The organism is Marinobacter sp. DS40M6 (genome assembly GCF_028581595.1).
Lineage (GTDB): Bacteria > Pseudomonadota > Gammaproteobacteria > Pseudomonadales > Oleiphilaceae > Marinobacter > Marinobacter salarius.
Map to the genome: position 1 here is coordinate 750,507 of NZ_JAFCAE010000001.1, position 17,688 is coordinate 768,194.

Consider the following 17,688-nt stretch of genomic DNA (forward strand, 5'->3'; position numbering starts at 1 on the left):
CCCGGGCCAGAGACAAAGCTGGCGATGATCAGGTCGTCCAGCAGAAGTTGTGTCAATCGTTTATGGTGTAGGTACAGATATACGACTCTGTCTCGGAGGCCTGTTTGATCGACTATACCCTGCTGACATTGGCCATCGCCCTGCTCGCGGTGACCGTCCTCGGCAAAGTGCGCCTTCATGACTGGTGGATCCGCGCCTGTGAGTTCCCCCGTGTTCAGATTGTCAGCCTGGCGGTATTGCTGGCAGTCGCAGCGCTATGGCTGGAGAACGATGGCCTGCAAAAGTGGGTGCTTGCGATATTGGCGGTGGTGCTTGCGTTGCAGCTGTATCGCATTTTGCCGTGGACACGCTTATGGCCCCTGCAGGTGCAATCAGCGGAGCCCGGCCAGGAAGACCGCTGTGTCACATTGATGATTGCCAACGTACTGACGCCCAACCGCAACAGCCAGGGGCTAATTCGCCAGGTCCAGGAACACCGGCCAGATGTGTTGCTGACTCTGGAATCGGATCAGTGGTGGGGCGATCAGCTGGATGCGGCTTTTGGTGACTGGCCGACCATTATCCGCGTGCCGCTGGACAACCTCTATGGCATGCATCTGTATTCGAGGCTGCCGTTGGAAGAGGCCGAGGTGAGCTACCTGATTCAGGACGATATCCCTTCGATCCACGGCTGGTTGAGGTTACCCTCGGGTGATCGTGTGAAACTGCACGCCGTGCATCCGCGCCCACCGGCACCCAGTGAAAGTGAGGAGTCCCTGTGGCGGGATGCTGAACTGTTACTGATCGGCCAACAGATTCATAAAGATGGTTACCCCGCCATTGTCGCCGGTGACCTGAACGATGTGGCCTGGTCCCGCACCACGCGGCTGTTTTGCCGCGTCAGCGGCATGCTGGACCCGCGTCGGGGGCGGGGCATGTTCAACAGCTTTCACGCCGAACGCTGGTACCTGCGCTGGCCGCTGGACCACGTCTTCACCACCGAGCATTTTACGCTGGGCAGAATTGAACGGCTCGCCCCCTTTGGTTCCGACCACTTCCCGATACTGACCACGCTGTGCTTCCGCCCTTCAAGAGCGGATGAGCACGAAGCTCCGGAAGCGGACCGCGACGAGCACCAGGAAGCCCGTGAGAACATTCGCGAAGGCAAGATTCGGGATCAGGATGACTAGGCGCGCTGTGGTATGTCCCTATCTTGCAAATTGCCCCGGAAAGCAGGATAAAGGAGCCTTGAAAATCTCCTGTGCCGGCCCCTCGCCACAGGCCTGTTTGAGTTTTGAAAGGCTGACCTTATGGGTTCTGGTTTTGCGAGCGCTGACGCATTCCTTCAGGCACACCCCGAACTGCAGTTTATTGACCTGCTGATCCCGGATATGAACGGCATTGTCCGCGGTAAACGCGTGGACCCTTCAACCCTGCCCAAGGTGTTTGAGCGGGGCATCGCGATGCCGGCGTCCATCTTTGCCCTGAATATCCAGGGCACTACCGTGGAAGAGACCGGTCTGGGCCTGGATATCGGCGAGGCGGACCGTGTGTGCCTGCCCATCGACGGTACGCTCACCATGGAACCCTGGCAGAAGCGGCCCACTGGCCAACTGCTGCTGACCATGTATGAGCTGGATCGTGAGACACCCTTTTTTGCGGACCCGCGCGTGGTGCTGCAGAACATCGTCAAGCGGTTCGAGGAACTGGGCCTGACCCCGGTCGCCGCCTATGAGCTGGAGTTCTACCTGATCGACCAGGAAAACCTCGCCGGCCGACCCCAGCCTCCCAAGTCGCCCATTTCCGGCAAGCGCCCGGCGGGCACCCAGGCCTACTCCATTGACGACCTGGATGAATACGCGGAATTTCTGGCGGATGTGCTGGATGCGGCCCATGAGCAGGAGTTGCCGGCGGACGCCCTGGTGGCGGAATCCGCCCCTGGCCAGTTTGAGGTGAACCTGCATTACGTGGATGACGCCGTGCAGGCCTGCGACCACGCCACCCTGCTCAAACGCCTGATCAAGAATATGGCCTACGACCATGAGATGGACACCACCTTCATGGCCAAGCCGTATCACAACCAGGCGGGTAGCGGCATGCACCTGCATGTCAGCCTGATTGATGGGGAAGGGCGCAATGTATTTGCCGGCGACGCCGAGCAACCTAACGACATGCTGCGCTGGGCCGTTGGTGGGCTTGTGGCCACCATGAACGACGCCATGGCGCTGTTCTGCCCCAACATCAACTCCTACCGCCGGTTTAGCCCGGAGTATTACGTGCCCAGTGCGGCGACCTGGGGCGTGGATAACCGCACGGCCAGCCTGCGCCTGCCGGGTGGAGATCCCGAGGCGCTGAGGATTGAGCACCGCGTTGCGGGTGCTGATGCCAACCCGTACCTGCTGATGGCGGCGGTGTTGGCGGGCATTCACTACGGTATTTCCAACCGCATCGAGCCACCGCCCGTGACCGTGGGCAATGCCCACGAACAGCACGAAGCCAGTCTGGTGAATAACCTGCGGGATGCGTTGCGGGAGCTCGGTCAGTCGCCGGTGATGGCGGACTATCTGGGAAGGGAATTTCTGGATGTGTTCGTCGCCTGCAAGGAGCACGAACTGAACGAGTTCGAGATGACCATCTCAGATCTCGAATATCTCTGGTACCTGCATACGGTTTAATGGCTTCCCGTCATCCGATAACGGCGCCACAGGGCGCCGTTTTTCGTGGGAACTATTCAAGCACCAGCCAGGTGGCCTTCAGTTCCGTGTATTTATCGAATGCATGCAGGGACTTGTCGCGCCCGTTGCCGGACTGCTTGAAACCTCCGAACGGTGCAGTCATGTCGCCGCCGTCGTAGTGGTTGATCCACACACTGCCGGCCCGCAGTGCCTTGGCCACTTTGTGGGCGGTATTGATATTGGAGGTCCATACGGCGGCTGCGAGCCCATAGATGGAATCGTTGGCAATCTCGATGGCCTCCTCGGCGGTGGTGAAACCGATCACCGAGAGCACCGGCCCGAAGATTTCCTCCGAGGCAATGCGCATGCGGTTGTTCACGCCATCGAACACCGTGGGCTGCACGAACAGACCTCCGGTCTCTGCCATCACTCGTTGACCGCCTTCCACCAGTGTTGCCCCTTCCGACTGGCCAATGCCGATGTAGTCGATGATGCGATCAAGCTGAGCCTGGTCGACGATGGCGCCGCAGGTGGTGGCTGGGTCCAGCGGATGGCCGGGGCGCCAGGTTTTCAGGGCCTCGCGGATAAGCCCAACGAATTCGGTGCGGATGCTTTCCTCCACCAGCAAACGGCTACCGGCGGTGCAGACTTCGCCCTGGTTGAAGGCGATGGCACTGGCGGCTTCGGCGGCGGCTTTTTTCAGGTCCGGGGCATCCGCAAACACGATGTTGGGGCTCTTGCCGCCGGCCTCCAGCCACACCCGTTTCATGTTGGACTGGCCGGCGTAGACCATCAGTTGCTTGGCCACGTTGGTGGAACCGGTGAACACCAAGCAGTCCACGTCCATGTGCAAGGCCAGGGCCTTACCCACGGTATGGCCGAAACCGGGGAGTACGTTGAACACGCCGTCGGGTATGCCGGCTTCGGTGGCCAGTGCAGCCAGGCGAATGGCTGTGAGCGGCGATTTTTCCGAGGGTTTGAGGATCACTGAGTTCCCGGTGGCCAGCGCCGGCGCGATTTTCCAGGCCGCCATGATCATCGGGAAGTTCCAGGGCACGATGGCGGCCACCACACCCATAGGCTCCCGGGAAATCATGCCGATCTGGTTATGGGGCGTGGGGGCGAGTTCCCCATACACCTTGTCGATGGCTTCGGCGGTCCAGCGTATGGCGCGGGCGGTGGCCGGTACGTCCACCGTACGGGCATGGCTGATGGGTTTGCCCATATCCAGGGTATCCAGCAGGGCCAGTTCGTCGCCGTGGGCTTCGATCAATTCCGCAAAGCGAATCAGCACAGCTTTGCGTTTGGCCGGGGCCAGCTCACGCCAGTCGCCGCGCTCAAAGACTTTTCGGGCGATGGCTACGGCTTTGTCCGCATCGGCTTTGTCGCAACTGGCCACTTGGGCCAGTTCGCGGCCGTTTACCGGGCTGATCGACGGAAAGGTTTCACCGTTTACCGCCCAGCGATAACTGCCCTTTACATAGGCGCGGCCCTCTATGGCGAGGGTGTCGGCCATTGCCTGCCACTCGGGCTGGCTAGTGGGTGTTCCGGAAATGGCATTGGTGGATACAGGGTCAGACATGGCGGCCTCGAAGGCAAAGGAATGGCGTCATCATAGCAGGTGTTTGAGCCGCGTCGACGGCCTTCCATATAGGTACAAGAACGTGTCTTCCCGTGGGCTGAAAGCCGGCATAGACTGAGTTCGGCGGGCAACAGGATTGCCCTTTTCATTGCCTGCCAAAGAACCCTTTTTGATAACCCATTCGGCACAACTCCATGACCCAGCATTCCCCGGTTCCATCCTATTACGCGGCATCGGCCAATCCGGCCCCTACACGGCCGGCGCTTCAGGGTGTTTGCGAGGCTGATGTGTGCGTGGTCGGTGCTGGTTACACCGGGTTGTCGACCGCATTGTTCCTGGCCGAAGCCGGTTTCAGGGTGGTGGTGCTCGAAGCCGTTACCGTGGGCTGGGGTGCCTCCGGCCGCAATGGCGGGCAGATCGTCAACAGCTTCAGCCGTGACCTCGACGCAATCGAACGCCAGACCACAGCGGATCACCTGACCCACTTGGCGTCCATGGCGTTTGAAGGCAGCCAGATCATTCGTCAACGGGTACGGGATTACGGCATCCAGTGCGACCTGAAAGAGGGCGGCATTTTCGCGGCCCTGAACGCACGGCAGCTCGTCCATCTGGAGGATCAACAGGCACTCTGGCGGCGGTTCGGGTACGGGGACCTGGAACTGCTGGACCGGGAAGGAATTCGTGCCCGGGTTGGCACCGAGCGCTATGTCGGCGGTGCGATTGATCACACCGGGGGGCATATCCATCCCCTGAACCTGGCCCTGGGAGAGGCGGCTGCCCTGGAATCCCTCGGTGGCGTGATCCACGAACATTCAGCCGTTACTGACATTGTTCATGGCCAACCTGCCACGGTGAAAACCGATCAAGGCGAAGTGCGGGCAGCGTTTGTGGTGCTGGCGGGCAATGCCTATTTCGGCGGACTGGTGCCGGAACTGGGCGCCAAGTCCATGCCCTGTGGCTCTCAGATCGTCGCCACCGAACCGTTGGACGATGCCCTCGCCAGACAACTCCTGCCGCAGGACAACTGCGTGGAAGACTGCAACTACCTGCTGGATTATTTCCGCCTGTCCGGCGACAAGCGGCTGATCTACGGCGGTGGTGTGGTCTACGGCGCCCGAGACCCGGCCAACATCGAACGGCTGATTCGCCCCAACATGCTGAAAACGTTCCCGCAGCTGGCCGATGTGAAGATCGACTACGCCTGGACCGGCAACTTCTTGCTCACCCTGTCACGCCTGCCGCAAATGGGCCGGCTGCAGAACAACGTGTTTTATTCCCAGGGCTGCTCTGGCCATGGCGTAACCTTTACCCATGTTGCGGGCAAGGCGTTGGCAATGGCCATCCAGGGCCAGGCCGAGCGTTTCGACGCCTTCGCCAGCCTGCCGCATTACCCGTTTCCGGGTGGGCGGGCGTTTCGGATACCTTTGACGGCAATAGGGGCCTGGTATTACGCGTTGCGGGATCGGTTGGGGGTGTAAGGAAGCCGGCAGCCTATGTGTTGCTGTAAATCGACAGCTCCCGGGCGTGCCGCTCTGGTTTGGGGTCATCAAGGGACTCCACGGCTTCAATCTGCGCAATGTAGTCCGCCGGCAAGCCGTTTTCCCGGGCGCCGATGAGCACGTGGTCCTTGTACCAGTGGAAGGGTTTAAGTGAGTTGTTGATGCGGGTGGCATAATACATCCAGGCGTGCAGGGTGCCTTGTTCGGTTTTCAGCTCAACCTGCTTCTCATCGTAGCCAAACCCCAATGCCTCATGCCGGTCCAGGTCTGGTTTCTCTGAATCATCAATTTCGTACACCACGCCGGTCACCCAGTCCCCCGGGTTGCCGGTCTCTTCCGCGTTGCATTTGGCGGAGCCGTCGCTGGCGGATTTGTGGAAGCGGAGCCGATGGGCTGTAAGCTCTGCGACAGCTATGTATCGGGCTGATGGAACCCGGGCCTGGAGTCGTCGTTGCGACATGTTGGAGCCATAGCTGAAGCAGAGCATGCAATGTCCTTGTTGGCGATTACATCGAGCCTACCAGTGATGACGACGTCATGGCAGGTGTCGCCTTGGTGAGTGTTTCCTGCAACGCCAGCACCAGTTCATCCACCTGTTGTTCTGCCTCGGCAACGGATTGCGCCAACACCTCGCCGCCTTCCTCCTGATTTTCAATGGCAATGCTGTGCACATTGGTGATGCCTATAAACTCAAGCACCGTGGTCAGGCCTGGCTCAAGGTGATTCATATGTGCCAGCTCCCCTCCAGGCTCGAATCCAGCCCCGCCACGGGAAGACAGGATAACCGCGTGGCGGGGGCGGTCTGCTAGCAGTGCTGTGAAGGGGGCTTCTGGGGTGGATGGGTCGTACTCCACGGTCCTGCCCATACGAACAACCAGGTCCACCCATGCTTTCAGAGCCGCTGGCATACCAAAATTATAGAGTGGCGCACCAATGACCAGGATGTCCGAGGCGACCAGTTCATCGATCAGTTGGTCACTTTCTGCCAGTGTGTCGTTCATCCAGGGCTCGTGCTTTTCGGGCGGAGTAAAGGCCGCCTGTATCCATTGCTGATCAATGAAGGATGGGGGCGTGCCGCCGATATCGCGGTAGGTCACGGTATCGCCAGGGCGTTGAGCCTGCCACCGGGAAACTAACCGGTGTGTCAGGCTGCGGCTGTGGGAGCCGTGTTCGTGGATGCCGGCGCGGCCAGGGCGGGCAGAGGCGTCGAGTTGCAGGATATGAGTCATTTTGGGCTCCATCAGGTTGTAAGTAAATTCATCTGTTGTTGACAGTGAATTAAGCCTAAAACCATACTTAAAGGGCCACAAACGATGATTTTTCGCACCTATAGATGAGACAAATTCACCCATGAACCCCCGTCGTCTGCCTTCGCTATCCGCCTTGCGAGCCTTTGAGGCTGCTGCCCGCCATGAGAGTGCCAAGCAGGCTGCCCAGGAGCTGTCGGTGACCGCCACGGCCATCAGCCATCAGATTCGCGGGCTTGAGGAGGCACTGGGGGTTGAGCTATTCATTCGCAAACCCCGGCAATTGGTGCTGACGTCCCAAGGGCGAGAACTGCAGGAGGTGCTGGGGGCTGCGTTCGATAACATCGGCAATGCCATAGAGCGGCTGAAGGCGGTGCCATCGCGCCAGGCGGTTACTCTCTCGACCACGCCGGCTGTGGCGGTACGTTGGCTGCTATCCTGGGTGTGCATGTTGCGAGACAGCCATCCGAACATTGATCTGCGCATCCACGCCTCACACGAACCAGTGGCCCTGGACGGGGTTACGGCGGATCTCGCCGTTCGCTACGGTGATGGTCATTGGCCGGGTTTGGTCGCGGAGAAGCTGTTCGATAACACGTTTATACCGGCTTGCAGCCCCTACCTCGGGCTGAAACGGCCTGAAGATCTGCCCAACCATCCGTTGATTCACTTTCGTCCCCAGCAGACCATAGTCAACCCGATAGATTGGGCGGGTTGGCAGAAACAGGCGGAAATATCGGGGTTGGATGTCAGTGCCGGGTTGGTGTTTTCGGATGAAACCCACGCCATCTCCGCTGCGGTAGGTGGCCAGGGCGTGGCGTTGATGAGCCGGCCGTTGATTGAGGATGAGTTGGCCGAAGGTCGGCTGGTGCAGCCCTTCGGCCCGGAGCTTGAAGGTAAGCCTTTCTATCTGGTGTACCCGGAAAGCCGCCGGCAGGACCCGACGATACTGGCTATCCGCGACTGGGTGCTGAATGTCCCCGGCGGATTGTGCCTAGTATCGCCGGCTGCTACCGCCTGATCGTCAGGCTGTGACAGCTTTCATCGACTCCACCAGGGCATCATCCAGCTCATTGGCACGCTTGGCCGCTGGCCGGCTTTCCGTGCGTTGGATGTATTCCTGGAATACCTTGTTCGGCGGAATGTTTTTCTGCATGGTTTCCCACCACAGGTAACTGCTGACCAGCACATCCGCTGCGGTAAACGCGTCACCGCAAATGTAGGGACTCTTGCCCAACACTTTCTCCAGCGTGTTGATACTGTCTTCCACCCGGCCGCAACCGACGGCCTGCACGTTTGTGCTGTCGATCTTCCAGCCGTGGGCCAGCGCACTGGTAGCCATCTCGAAAGGGCCCGCCATGAAAAACAGCCAGCGGTAATAGGCGCCACGTTCCGGAGAGGCAGCCGGTGGGGCAAGCTTCTTGTCCGGGAACTGGTCCGCCAGGTAAGCGCAGATGGCCGCCACCTCGGTCACAATGGTGCTGCCGTGTTTGATGGCGGGCACCTTGCCCATGGGATTGATGGCCAGGTATTCCGGGGTTTTCATGTCCGGGCCGAAATCCATCGTCTCTACCGTGTAGGGAATACCGACTTCTTCCAACATCCAGCGCACAACGCGGCCACGTGACATGGGGTGGGTGTAAAAGGTGAGTTCCGACATGCTGATCTCCTTTTCAAGCCTGTGTTTTCAGGGGAATGGGTTACTGCGAGATCAGATTAATGTGGAAATAGGCCAATATCTGTCCTAGATAAATGGGAAGATGTATTTTTAATGTAAATAACCGGAAAAGCTGCCAGGAGGAAGGCGACCATGTCTGGTCCCACGACGCGTGTGTTAACCGTGCTGGAGTTGTTGCAGACCCACGGTCAGATCGGCGGTGCCGAACTGGCGGAGCGGTTGGGCGTGGATCGGCGAACCATCCGACGCTACATCACAGTGCTCGAAGAGCTGGGCATTCCGGTGATGACCGAGCAGGGGCGCTATGGTGGATACCGACTGGTGGCCGGTTTCAAGTTGCCGCCGATGATGTTTACCGACGAGGAAACCCTGGCGGTTTCTCTCGGGCTGCTGGCCGCCCGACAGCTTGGGCTGGCGGATGCGGCGCCGGCCATTGCCAGCGTGCAGGCGAAGCTGGAACGGGTAATGCCGGCCAACCTGAAAAAGCGGGTACGCGGTGTCAGCGACACCACTCGGGTGATCCTTCCCCGGGGCGAGCCCAGCCTGGACGACCGCGCCCTGCAAACCCTGACCGTTGCCACGGAAGCGATGCGCTCGGTGGGGTTTACCTACCACTCCCCGGACCACGGCGGGATCGACCGCAGCGTGGATCCCTACGGCCTGGTGTTCCGTCAGGGGCGCTGGTATTTAACTGGCTTTTGCCATCTCCGCCAGGCCATGCGCTCGTTCCGGCTGGACCGCATCAGCCATGTCCATCTGTTAACGGCCACTTTTCAGCGGACACCGGATTTTGATGCGGCGGATTTCCTGAGTGAGAGCTTCCTGTCCTGGGGGAGTACCCACGAGGTATCGCTGGTGCTCCATACGGACCGTGAGTCGGCCTCAGCCGTGTTTGGTTTTCACTCCTCCTGTGCGGAGGGATTCGAACAGCGTGAAGATGGCTTGTTGCTAACCACCCAAACCGACAGCTTTGAGTGGTTTTCCTGGTGGCTGGCACAGCTCCCGTTCCGGTTTACCATCCTCAAGCCGGATGGGCTCAAGGATGCGTTGCGGGAACATGCCACGCGGTTGCTGGAATGTTGTGAGTGAGGATTTACCCCACAAACATCCTCTTCGCCAACGGCAACCCCTTCAGGCCACTGACCGCCACGGTGGCGAGCAGGCCGCCGATCATTGCCCCGGCCACACCGCAGGTCATCACATCCTGGCCGGTCAGGTACAGGCCGGGAATGCGGGTCTTGGGCTTCAGCCAGTCCTGTTCAAAGCGGCTGGGCGAATGGTTCAGGCCATAGATCTCGCCCTTGCTGTAGCGGCAGAAGTAATCGGTAGACAGCGGCGTCGACAGCTCGTAGTAATCCACCTTGCCTTCCAGATGCGGGAACTTCTCATACAGCTTCGCCAGTAGCCGCTGGGCGTAGGCTTCTTTCTTCGCCTCGTACTCGTCACCACGCTTGCCCCAGGTCTCGTCCGCCCAGTCCTCGTACCAGTCATAAGGCCCGGGGGCGACGATCTCGATCGTGGCGCGGCCGGGATAGCGCTCGGCAAAGCTTGGGTCTTTGGCGGAAGGGAACGAGATGTACGTCAGCGGAATGTCGTGTTCGTCCGGCGCGGCCACAAAGTCGCTGACCTGCTTCTCGTAGTTGGTGCCCGGATAGATCCAGTAATTGGTCTTCGGCAACTTCAGGTTCTCAGCGGTATCTTCCAGGCCGATGTACAGGCAGTTGCTGGCCATCGAGCGTTCCACGGTTTTCAGCTTTTCCTGGTAATAGTCCCGGTGGGGTGAGGTTTCCGGCAGCAGTTTGTCGAACGTGTTGAATACGCCGGCATTGCTGATCACCAGCGGGGCACGAACGTCCTCGCCGTCTGCCATGCGCACACCCACGGCCTTGCCTTTTTCGATCAGAATTTCTTTTACGTCGGCATAGGTGAACACTTCCCCGCCACTCTGCTGGATGACCGGAATAATGGTCTTCGCCATTTCAGAGGCACCGCCGATGGGGTAGTAGCCGCCGTACAGGTAGTGGCGGGCAATCAGGGCGTGGATGATGAAACTGGATTCTGCTGGTGGCAGGCCGTTGTCGCCCCACTGGCCGGTGAGCACCGCGATCAGTTCCTGGTTGTTGGTCAGACTCTCCAGAACCTCTCGTGTAGGCTTGTTGAGGAATGCAGGTGCGGTGCGGTCGACCAGCTTGCGCAGGGGCCCGGCTGCCAGGTCCGGAAGTACTTTGCCGATCACCAGCCCGGGCATGGCTTTGGCCACTTGCCGTAGATAACCCAGGTAGGTATCTATGGCCTGTTCCTCGCCGGGAAATTCCTTCTTCAACTCTGCTTTGAAGGCGTCCGGGCCGGCGACAAGATCCACGTGGCGGTTACCAATAAAGATGCGGTCAAAGTGGCTGTCCATGGGCGCCCACTTCAACTGGCCGTCGGTAATGTGGTCGAACAGGCGTTTGCTCAGGGTGTGGTCCGCGCCCACATCCCCAATGTAATGCACACCTACATCCCATTCGTAGCCGTTGCGATCGTAGCTGTGTGTAAAGCCCCCGGCGGTGTAGTGCTGCTCGAACACCACCACTTTCTTGCCCATTTTGCTCATGCAGGCGGCGGTGGTAAGCCCGCCAATACCGGAGCCGATGACAATGGCGTCGTAGTGGCCATCAAGACGATTGGCGCGATAACGGCGCCCGACACGGATAGTACTGGGTTTGGGGCTACTCATGATGTGGTGTCCTTATTGTGTTGTTTGTTTTCGGCAATTGAGCCATCGAGCAGGAGTGTGACAACACCTTCGGTCAGGTGAGGTTCCGCCTTCGTGCTGGGCAGGTGCCCGTCGATAGACAACTGGGACAGGCCATGTACCAGGGACCAGGCTGCAGCTGTCATCAGTGACAACGGAATCGGTTTGACGTAATCGACCGCCTGCGCTTGTGCAATGGTGTCTTCCAGGACTTGGAAAGCTCCCTTTCCGGCGGTGTCCAGGCGCGGGTGAATGCCTTTGGGCAGCACCCGCCCGCCAAACATCAGCCGGTACAAATTGGGTTCGTCCCGGGCGAACGACACGTAAACCAGGCCGATATCAATCAGTGCCCGCCTGGGGTCGCTTTGATCAACGGCGAGCAGTCGTTCCCGTAGTGCACTGAAACCGGTAGTGGCGAGCTCTGCGAGCAGGCTGTCCCGGTCAACGAAGTGTCGATACAGCGCAGGTGCACTGACCCCAATCTGCTTGGCCAGGGCCCGCAGGCTGATCGCCGTATCGCCATGTTCCCGCAGAATTTCGAGGGCTAACTGGTGCGCCTGTTGAGGCAGGTCACCATGGTGGTAATTGGTTTTGAGTGGGGTGGAGCTAACAGTCATAAGTTATCACCGATAACATTGTTACCGGTGATAACATCACAGGGTGCAGGAGATTGTCAACTGTATTCGGAGGTTGCTTGTTCGCTTTGCTTGTAGCTCCGGAAGGTCAGCAACCCATCCACAACAAGAAACACCACAAGACTGACGCCCATCACCGGCGCAAACCATCCCAATCCGACCGCAATCAGCGCCATGGTCAGTAGTGCCAGGGGCGGTGCCTTGAGCAATTCTGTCCACACCCGCTGGGCGGATCGTTGATTGGATGTCCCTCGCGTCGGGCGCTTCAGCCACCACATTCGATAGCCCAACGCGATCATCACGCACAGCCCCAAGGCGCAGGCCGCCACAAAGAGCTCGTTGGCCAGGCCAAACAGAATGCCCATGTGGGCGTCGATGCCCCAGCGGGTGAGTTTGGCGGCGATCGGGAAGGTTTCGAAATCCACCCGGTCGGTCACAGTCATGGACTTGGGATCAAACGCCACCATATCCACCTGTGTCGGCCAGCTGCGGTCGATTTCACGAACCACCCAGGCGCGGTTGGCGTCTGCCGCCGGCTTGATTTCCACCATGCCGGCATCGATGCCCGCAGCCCGGGCACGTGCCAGTACGGCATCGTAGGTGGCTGCGTTGTCCCTGCCCGCGGCCATTGGCATGGCCATTCCGTGACCGGCGTGTTCACCATAGCTGTGAGCCTGAGCGGCTGCTGAATCGACGATCTGCGTGTTCAGCCCTGGTGTGCCCCAATCCAGTTGCGCGCGCAGTTCGGCAATGTTGGCGCCGGCCCACTTGGACCAGGTCAGGCCGGTTACCGAGAAGAACAGAAAGGCCATCAACAACACCACGCCAATACGACTATGCCATTTGCGAAGTGTGCTTCGGTCCGTGTCCTTGCCGCTTCGGCTGGTTGAGCGGCGTCGCCACCAAAGGAACAGGCCACCCAGTGCCACCAGCCAGAGCCAGGAAGCGGCCAGTTCGCTGTAGTAGCGACCAACCTCACCCAAGTGTAAGTGCCGGTGTACATAATCGATCCAGATGCGGAACGGCAGGGTGCCGCTGGTGCCGTAAACCACCAGGTCACCGCGAATTGCCAGGGAAACCGGGTCCACAAATACTGCCTGATGTTCGTAGGGTTGCAGGCCCTCCACCACAAACATGACCCGCGTGGTTTGTCCCGCTTCTGGTGCCGGGCGGACTGCAGCGAGGGCGGCGTCGTTGCCAATATGGCTCCGTGCAGCCCCGATCTGGTCGGCCAGTGGGTGAGCATCGCCAGTGAACTCGGTGGTCAGTTCGGTGTGGTAGAGCCAGCTTTCAATCTGTGGCGTCAGTGCGAACAGCGCGCCTGAGAGGGCGGCCACGAATATAAACGGGCCAACGAGAAGTCCTGCGTAGAAATGCAGGCGCAAAAGCAGAGTGTATCCCCAGCGCGCAGCGCCGGTGGAGCGTGATTCGTTCATAGTCTTCCTCACTACGGATTTAAAGGGAAAGTGCGGAGGTCAGACGATGAGCGGTGGGGCGCGAACAGGCGCGTTGGGAAAACTTGGAATGCCCCGTGGGGCAGAGATCGAGGTCAGCGATGCAGGGTGACGGCTGCCAGGATGGTCTGAAGGCGCACCTTGGGCGCCCTGGGGTGACATGGCCGGCAGTTTGGTGAGCAAAACGCAGTAGCCACAGTCCCCATGGGCCAGGTGTTCGAGCGGGTCAGAATGCTTGTCGGGGGCGTGCTCTGGTGGGTGGCCGTGGCGTTTGTGCTTGGCGTGATGGGAAGGCTCGGCAGAGTGATGCGTTGGTTCGGCGTGCTGGGGCAGCTGGGCTTTGGTGAGCAATGGCCCCAGATAGATGAGCAGCATGGATAGCAGGGCTATCCATACAGGCCATCGATTGTGCCGTTGTAGTGTCACATTCCACCCGCATCCATGGGGCTGGTCATCCCCGCGTCCGTTTTGCTGCAGGAACTTTACCGTTATCGGTCAGTTCAGGGCAACGGAATTAGATACGGCAGCAAAGGTTCCGGGTTTCAGGCATTGCGAAAGATAAAGGAATCCATCGACAGCACACCATGCTCAATGCCGCCCTCGAGGACCGAGCCGCGTGCGTCGGGGCCAGCGGCACCCAGTGCAACCAGCAACGGCAGAAAGTGCTCCGTGGTGGGGTGTGCGCGTTGGGCATGGGGCGCGAGCGCCAGAGTGTTTATCAGGCGTGCCTGGTCGTTCTCCAGAACCGCTTCACGAACCCATTGGCTAAAGGCCTTTGCGTACTCTGCACTGTTGTTATCCCTCCAGCGTACCTCGTAGAGGTTATGAGTCAGACTGCCCGAACCGACGATCAGCACACCTTCCTCTTGCAGCGGCGCCAGCACCTGGCCCAGTTGGTAGGCGGACTGGCTGTCGAGGTTCGCTGGCAGAGAGACCTGGAAAACCGGCACCGACGCCCCCGGGTAAAGGTACGTCAGCGGCACCCAGGCACCATGGTCAAGACCGCGTTGGGCATCGGCGACGGGCTTCCATCCGGCATTGTCCAGCAGAGATAGAGCCTTCTTTGCGAGCGAGGGATGACCATGCGCCGGGTACTCCAGTTCGTACATGGCGGGCTCAAAGCCTCGAAAGTCATGGATGGTAGCCGGTACCTCTGACAGCCCCACCTGCACTTCCTGTGTCATCCAGTGGGGCGACACCACCAGCACCGCAGTTGGTCGGGGCAGTTCCGTTCCAAGCTGCGAGAGGGCCGGGCCTGCCAGGCCCGGCTCCAGTGCAAAGGTGGGAGCGCCGTGGGATACGAACAGACTGGTCATGGCGCGATACTCCTGTTTATTTCGTTGCCAAACGGTCTACGGAAGCGTGCCCGGCACCGCTAAACAGCAGGGAAGCTGAAGCCGCCAGTAGTGCCAGCGCGAATTCATAACCGTTGTTGCTCATGAACAGGCCATTCTGGAAATGCACGCTGAAGATGGCAATCAACATGGCGAAGGCCAGTGCTGCACTGGCGGGACGAACCAGTAGCCCAATAATGAGCGCCAGGCCACCCAGGAACTCGGTGCCACCGGCCAGAAGAGCCATGAGGTAACCCGGGCTCAGGCCAATGGAATCCAACCACTGCCCGGTGCCTTCCAGACCGTAGCCACCGAACCAGCCAAACAGCTTCTGGGCGCCGTGAGCCACGAAAATGATGCCGACGGGAATGCGCAGGGCAAGCGCGCCCCAGCCAGCGTTGGTGTCGAGCAGTTTGTTGAGGAATGTATTGTTCATGATCCTGTTTCCTTGTGTATGAGATGTGCGTTGAGCATGGGGATACTTTACGAATATCTTATTTTGGGATAAACATGCTTTTATTGGATTAACTGTCTCAAAAATCGGAACAATAGAATGGATAGATTGCTGGAGATGCAGACCTTCTGCGCCGTTGTGGACGAGAGCAGTTTTGTGGCCGCCTCGGAGGCAATGGGGATGTCGAAAGCCGCCGTATCCCGCTACGTTGGTGAACTCGAATCCCGGCTTGGGGTGCGGCTTCTTCACCGCACCACCCGGCGACTGTCGCTGACCGCGGAAGGGGAAGTGTTCTACGTGCGATGCCGGGAACTGCTGGCGGGAGTGGAAGAGGCGGAGGCAGAACTGACCTCACGCAGCGGCGTCGCCAAGGGTGTGTTGCGCATCAATGCCCCGGTGAGCTTTGGCATTCGCCACCTGGCGCCCTTGTGGGGGCAGTTTCATAGTGAATATCCGGATGTGGAACTCAACATCGACCTGTCCGACCGCATTGTGGATATTGTTGAGGAAGGCTTTGATCTGGCGATCCGAATTGCCAGCTTGAGAAATTCCACCCTGGTCAGCCGGCGTCTCACCACCACGCGGCTTGTTGTATGCGCCTCTCCCGGATACCTCAGCGCCCACGGCATGCCAGAACATCCCGAGGAGCTGATCCATCATAAGATCATCGCCTACAGCAACCTGGCCACGGGTAACGACTGGCATTTTGACGGCCCCGATGGATCAGTGAGCACACGGATACGCCCCTGGATGCATGCCAACAACGGCGAAACCTGCTGTGCCGCCGCCCTGGCCGGTCAAGGTGTGATCCACCAGCCCAGTTTTCTGGTGCAGGATGACCTGGACGCAGGCCGACTGGTGGAGCTGATGCCGGATTACCGCTCCGACGAACTGGGTGTGTACGCGGTCTATCCCACCCGCAAGTTCGTCACTCCCAAGGTGAGGGCGCTGGTGGATTTCCTGGTGTCGGCGTTTCCGGAGGTTGTGTAGGCGTGGCTGTGTTTCTACCCCCGCCGTGCCGCCTCAATAGCCGCAACATCGATTTTACCCATCGTCATCATCGCCTCGAAAACCCGTTTCGCGGTTGCGCGGTCCGGGTCGGCAATGGCGTCCGACAGCACCTGCGGCGTAATCTGCCAGGAAATACCCCACTTGTCCCGGCACCAGCCGCAGGCGCTTTCCTCGCCGCCGTTGCCCACAATCGCGTTCCAGTAGCGATCGGTTTCCTCCTGATCCGCGGTGGCCACCTGGAATGAAAACGCTTCGCTGTGCGTGAAGATGGGGCCACCGTTGAGCCCGAGGCAGGGAATGCCCAGCACGGTAAACTCCACCGTCAGTACATCCCCTTCCGAGCCTGATGGGTAGTCTGCCGGCGCATGATTTACAGCATCCACGGACGAATCCGGGAAGGTTCTGGCGTAGAAATTTGCCGCCTCCTCAGCATCGCCGTTGTACCAGAGGCATATGGTGTTTTTCGCTCGCTTGGTCATTGTATGGCTCCCGGTTGTTGTCATTTACTGGCACTGCTCAAGCCCGCTGCTGATCATCCACTGGACCCCAAATCGATCCTTGGTCATTCCGAAACGATGAGCCCAGAAGGTCTGTTCGAACGGCATGATCTCTGCGCCTCCTTCGGACAGTGCCCGGAAAACCCGCTCCGCCTGCTTGGTATCATCGTATTCAAGGTGGATCTGCGTACCCTGCGGCGCCTGATAACAGTCTCCCGCCATATCCGCCCCCATCAGCCGACGGCCACGGATGTTAAGGGAGGAATGAACAACGCGGTCGTGCATTTCCTTCGGCACATCCTCTGCCGCTGGCGTTTCGCCGTAGGTAATCACGGCTTCCAGAGTGCCGGCGGTGACCTTCGCATAGAATTCCATGGCTTCCCGGCAGTTGCCGCCAAACGCCACGTGCACGTTCATCTCCCGTGGCAGTTTTTCCTGCGAACGATGCTTCTCAAGTGCGGGGCTGGGCGCGAAATCCTCCAGCGTAAAGTAACGGCGTAACTCAAGGGTGACATTGCCGCCAGCATCCTCTTTTGGCCACTGTTTTGCCCAGGCGATGGCGTCTTCAAAAGAATCCACCTCAAGCACACTGTAGCCGGCCAGCAGCTCGCTGGTCTGCTCGAAGGGTCCGTTGACAACAGTTGGCTCACCGTTGCGGAACTGAATGCGGCAGCCTTCGCGGGTGGGCCACAAACCGTCGCCACCGGTAAACACCCCTGCCTGCGTCATACGCTCGTTATAGTCCGCCATCGCCTGCAAGAGGTCATCCGTGGGCATTACGCCATTCTCGGTGTCCGCATCGGCCTTGCGCATCAGCATGTATTTCATGTCGTCGTTCTCCAGTGATTGTTGGTGGTTTCACTGGTTAGTCGCGTGGGACGGGACGAAATCGACAGGGGAAGGAAA

At 59.5% G+C, this 17,688-nt stretch carries 18 protein-coding genes; 6 read left to right on the forward strand and 12 right to left on the reverse strand.

The genetic code is table 11. The features are described from left to right. The first annotated feature begins 104 nt into the window (after positions 1-104). A complete protein-coding gene (locus tag JJO78_RS03335; protein ID WP_273622784.1) occupies positions 105-1,169 on the forward strand; it encodes an endonuclease/exonuclease/phosphatase family protein in 1,065 nt (354 codons plus the stop codon). A gap of 120 nt (positions 1,170-1,289) precedes the next feature. Continuing rightward, the gene (locus JJO78_RS03340; protein ID WP_273622785.1) at positions 1,290-2,654 is read left to right on the forward strand and encodes a glutamine synthetase family protein; all 1,365 of its coding nucleotides are present in this window, start codon (positions 1,290-1,292) and stop codon (positions 2,652-2,654) included. Positions 2,655-2,706: 52 nt separating this feature from the next. On the opposite strand, the gene JJO78_RS03345 is transcribed toward JJO78_RS03340, so the two are convergent. Then, positions 2,707-4,170, reverse strand: coding sequence for an aldehyde dehydrogenase (locus JJO78_RS03345; protein WP_379867383.1), 1,464 nt, complete (start codon positions 4,168-4,170; stop codon positions 2,707-2,709). Positions 4,171-4,430: 260 nt separating this feature from the next. On the opposite strand from JJO78_RS03345, the gene JJO78_RS03350 reads away from it, so the two are divergent. Continuing rightward, positions 4,431-5,714 carry an NAD(P)/FAD-dependent oxidoreductase gene (locus JJO78_RS03350; protein ID WP_273622787.1) on the forward strand — a complete coding sequence of 428 codons (1,284 nt, stop codon included), beginning with the start codon at positions 4,431-4,433 and terminating at the stop codon, positions 5,712-5,714. A gap of 13 nt (positions 5,715-5,727) precedes the next feature. On the opposite strand, the gene JJO78_RS03355 is transcribed toward JJO78_RS03350, so the two are convergent. Both JJO78_RS03355 and JJO78_RS03360 read right to left on the reverse strand, forming a co-directional pair. After that, the gene (locus JJO78_RS03355) at positions 5,728-6,222 is read right to left on the reverse strand and encodes a gamma-glutamylcyclotransferase family protein (protein ID WP_075195401.1); all 495 of its coding nucleotides are present in this window, start codon (positions 6,220-6,222) and stop codon (positions 5,728-5,730) included. Between the two features lie 19 nt (positions 6,223-6,241). Beyond that, complete coding sequence (locus JJO78_RS03360) at positions 6,242-6,964, reverse strand: FMN-dependent NADH-azoreductase (RefSeq protein ID WP_075195400.1); 723 nt, start codon at positions 6,962-6,964, stop codon at positions 6,242-6,244. A 121-nt stretch (positions 6,965-7,085) separates the two neighbouring features. Here JJO78_RS03360 and JJO78_RS03365 point away from each other — a divergent pair, with 121 nt between their 5' ends. Then, positions 7,086-8,003: a LysR substrate-binding domain-containing protein gene (locus JJO78_RS03365; RefSeq protein ID WP_178380780.1), complete on the forward strand. Its 918-nt coding sequence runs from the start codon at positions 7,086-7,088 to the stop codon at positions 8,001-8,003. Positions 8,004-8,006: 3 nt separating this feature from the next. On the opposite strand, the gene JJO78_RS03370 is transcribed toward JJO78_RS03365, so the two are convergent. Beyond that, the gene (locus tag JJO78_RS03370; protein ID WP_075195398.1) at positions 8,007-8,642 is read right to left on the reverse strand and encodes a glutathione S-transferase family protein; all 636 of its coding nucleotides are present in this window, start codon (positions 8,640-8,642) and stop codon (positions 8,007-8,009) included. 150 nt (positions 8,643-8,792) lie between these two features. On the opposite strand from JJO78_RS03370, the gene JJO78_RS03375 reads away from it, so the two are divergent. Continuing rightward, positions 8,793-9,749: a helix-turn-helix transcriptional regulator gene (locus tag JJO78_RS03375; protein ID WP_075195397.1), complete on the forward strand. Its 957-nt coding sequence runs from the start codon at positions 8,793-8,795 to the stop codon at positions 9,747-9,749. A 4-nt stretch (positions 9,750-9,753) separates the two neighbouring features. Here JJO78_RS03375 and JJO78_RS03380 read toward each other — a convergent pair whose 3' ends face one another. The 6 genes from JJO78_RS03380 to JJO78_RS03405 all read right to left on the reverse strand — a co-directional run bounded on the left by JJO78_RS03380 (position 9,754) and on the right by JJO78_RS03405 (position 15,256). Continuing rightward, positions 9,754-11,379, reverse strand: coding sequence for a phytoene desaturase family protein (locus JJO78_RS03380; RefSeq protein WP_075195396.1), 1,626 nt, complete (start codon positions 11,377-11,379; stop codon positions 9,754-9,756). Further along, entirely contained in the window at positions 11,376-12,014 is a 639-nt protein-coding gene (locus JJO78_RS03385; RefSeq protein ID WP_075195395.1) for a TetR/AcrR family transcriptional regulator, read from the reverse strand. Before JJO78_RS03385 ends, JJO78_RS03380 begins: the two co-directional genes overlap by 4 nt. Positions 12,015-12,070: 56 nt before the next feature. Then, positions 12,071-13,468 carry a PepSY-associated TM helix domain-containing protein gene (locus tag JJO78_RS03390; protein WP_075195394.1) on the reverse strand — a complete coding sequence of 466 codons (1,398 nt, stop codon included), beginning with the start codon at positions 13,466-13,468 and terminating at the stop codon, positions 12,071-12,073. 39 nt (positions 13,469-13,507) lie between these two features. Continuing rightward, on the reverse strand, positions 13,508-13,912 hold the full coding sequence (locus tag JJO78_RS03395; protein ID WP_178380779.1) for a DUF2946 domain-containing protein: 405 nt from the start codon (positions 13,910-13,912) through the stop codon (positions 13,508-13,510). 116 nt (positions 13,913-14,028) lie between these two features. Further along, entirely contained in the window at positions 14,029-14,802 is a 774-nt protein-coding gene (locus tag JJO78_RS03400; RefSeq protein WP_075195392.1) for a DODA-type extradiol aromatic ring-opening family dioxygenase, read from the reverse strand. 16 nt (positions 14,803-14,818) lie between these two features. After that, on the reverse strand, positions 14,819-15,256 hold the full coding sequence (locus JJO78_RS03405; protein WP_036202534.1) for a DoxX family protein: 438 nt from the start codon (positions 15,254-15,256) through the stop codon (positions 14,819-14,821). Between the two features lie 117 nt (positions 15,257-15,373). Between JJO78_RS03405 and JJO78_RS03410 the strand changes: the two genes are divergently transcribed. Further along, on the forward strand, positions 15,374-16,264 hold the full coding sequence (locus JJO78_RS03410) for a LysR family transcriptional regulator (RefSeq protein WP_036202536.1): 891 nt from the start codon (positions 15,374-15,376) through the stop codon (positions 16,262-16,264). Between the two features lie 14 nt (positions 16,265-16,278). On the opposite strand, the gene JJO78_RS03415 is transcribed toward JJO78_RS03410, so the two are convergent. Together JJO78_RS03415 and JJO78_RS03420 are read right to left on the reverse strand one after the other, a co-directional pair. Beyond that, positions 16,279-16,764, reverse strand: coding sequence for a VOC family protein (locus JJO78_RS03415; RefSeq protein ID WP_036202538.1), 486 nt, complete (start codon positions 16,762-16,764; stop codon positions 16,279-16,281). A gap of 24 nt (positions 16,765-16,788) precedes the next feature. Next, positions 16,789-17,610, reverse strand: a complete 822-nt coding sequence (locus tag JJO78_RS03420) for a YciI family protein (protein WP_036202540.1) — start codon at positions 17,608-17,610, stop codon at positions 16,789-16,791. Positions 17,611-17,688: the final 78 nt, after the last annotated feature.

What these genes read in the sequence shown, in the direction of transcription:
- JJO78_RS03340 (WP_273622785.1), top strand. Translation starts at nt 1,290, where the DNA reads ATGGGTTCTGGTTTTGCGAGCGCTGACGCATTCCTTCAGGCACACCCC.
- JJO78_RS03345 (WP_379867383.1), bottom strand. Translation starts at nt 4,170, where the DNA reads ATGGCCGACACCCTCGCCATAGAGGGCCGCGCCTATGTAAAGGGCAGT.
- JJO78_RS03350 (WP_273622787.1), top strand. Translation starts at nt 4,431, where the DNA reads ATGACCCAGCATTCCCCGGTTCCATCCTATTACGCGGCATCGGCCAAT.
- JJO78_RS03355 (WP_075195401.1), bottom strand. Translation starts at nt 6,222, where the DNA reads ATGCTCTGCTTCAGCTATGGCTCCAACATGTCGCAACGACGACTCCAG.
- JJO78_RS03360 (WP_075195400.1), bottom strand. Translation starts at nt 6,964, where the DNA reads ATGACTCATATCCTGCAACTCGACGCCTCTGCCCGCCCTGGCCGCGCC.
- JJO78_RS03365 (WP_178380780.1), top strand. Translation starts at nt 7,086, where the DNA reads ATGAACCCCCGTCGTCTGCCTTCGCTATCCGCCTTGCGAGCCTTTGAG.
- JJO78_RS03370 (WP_075195398.1), bottom strand. Translation starts at nt 8,642, where the DNA reads ATGTCGGAACTCACCTTTTACACCCACCCCATGTCACGTGGCCGCGTT.
- JJO78_RS03375 (WP_075195397.1), top strand. Translation starts at nt 8,793, where the DNA reads ATGTCTGGTCCCACGACGCGTGTGTTAACCGTGCTGGAGTTGTTGCAG.
- JJO78_RS03380 (WP_075195396.1), bottom strand. Translation starts at nt 11,379, where the DNA reads ATGAGTAGCCCCAAACCCAGTACTATCCGTGTCGGGCGCCGTTATCGC.
- JJO78_RS03385 (WP_075195395.1), bottom strand. Translation starts at nt 12,014, where the DNA reads ATGACTGTTAGCTCCACCCCACTCAAAACCAATTACCACCATGGTGAC.
- JJO78_RS03390 (WP_075195394.1), bottom strand. Translation starts at nt 13,468, where the DNA reads ATGAACGAATCACGCTCCACCGGCGCTGCGCGCTGGGGATACACTCTG.
- JJO78_RS03400 (WP_075195392.1), bottom strand. Translation starts at nt 14,802, where the DNA reads ATGACCAGTCTGTTCGTATCCCACGGCGCTCCCACCTTTGCACTGGAG.
- JJO78_RS03405 (WP_036202534.1), bottom strand. Translation starts at nt 15,256, where the DNA reads ATGAACAATACATTCCTCAACAAACTGCTCGACACCAACGCTGGCTGG.
- JJO78_RS03410 (WP_036202536.1), top strand. Translation starts at nt 15,374, where the DNA reads ATGGATAGATTGCTGGAGATGCAGACCTTCTGCGCCGTTGTGGACGAG.
- JJO78_RS03415 (WP_036202538.1), bottom strand. Translation starts at nt 16,764, where the DNA reads ATGACCAAGCGAGCGAAAAACACCATATGCCTCTGGTACAACGGCGAT.
- JJO78_RS03420 (WP_036202540.1), bottom strand. Translation starts at nt 17,610, where the DNA reads ATGAAATACATGCTGATGCGCAAGGCCGATGCGGACACCGAGAATGGC.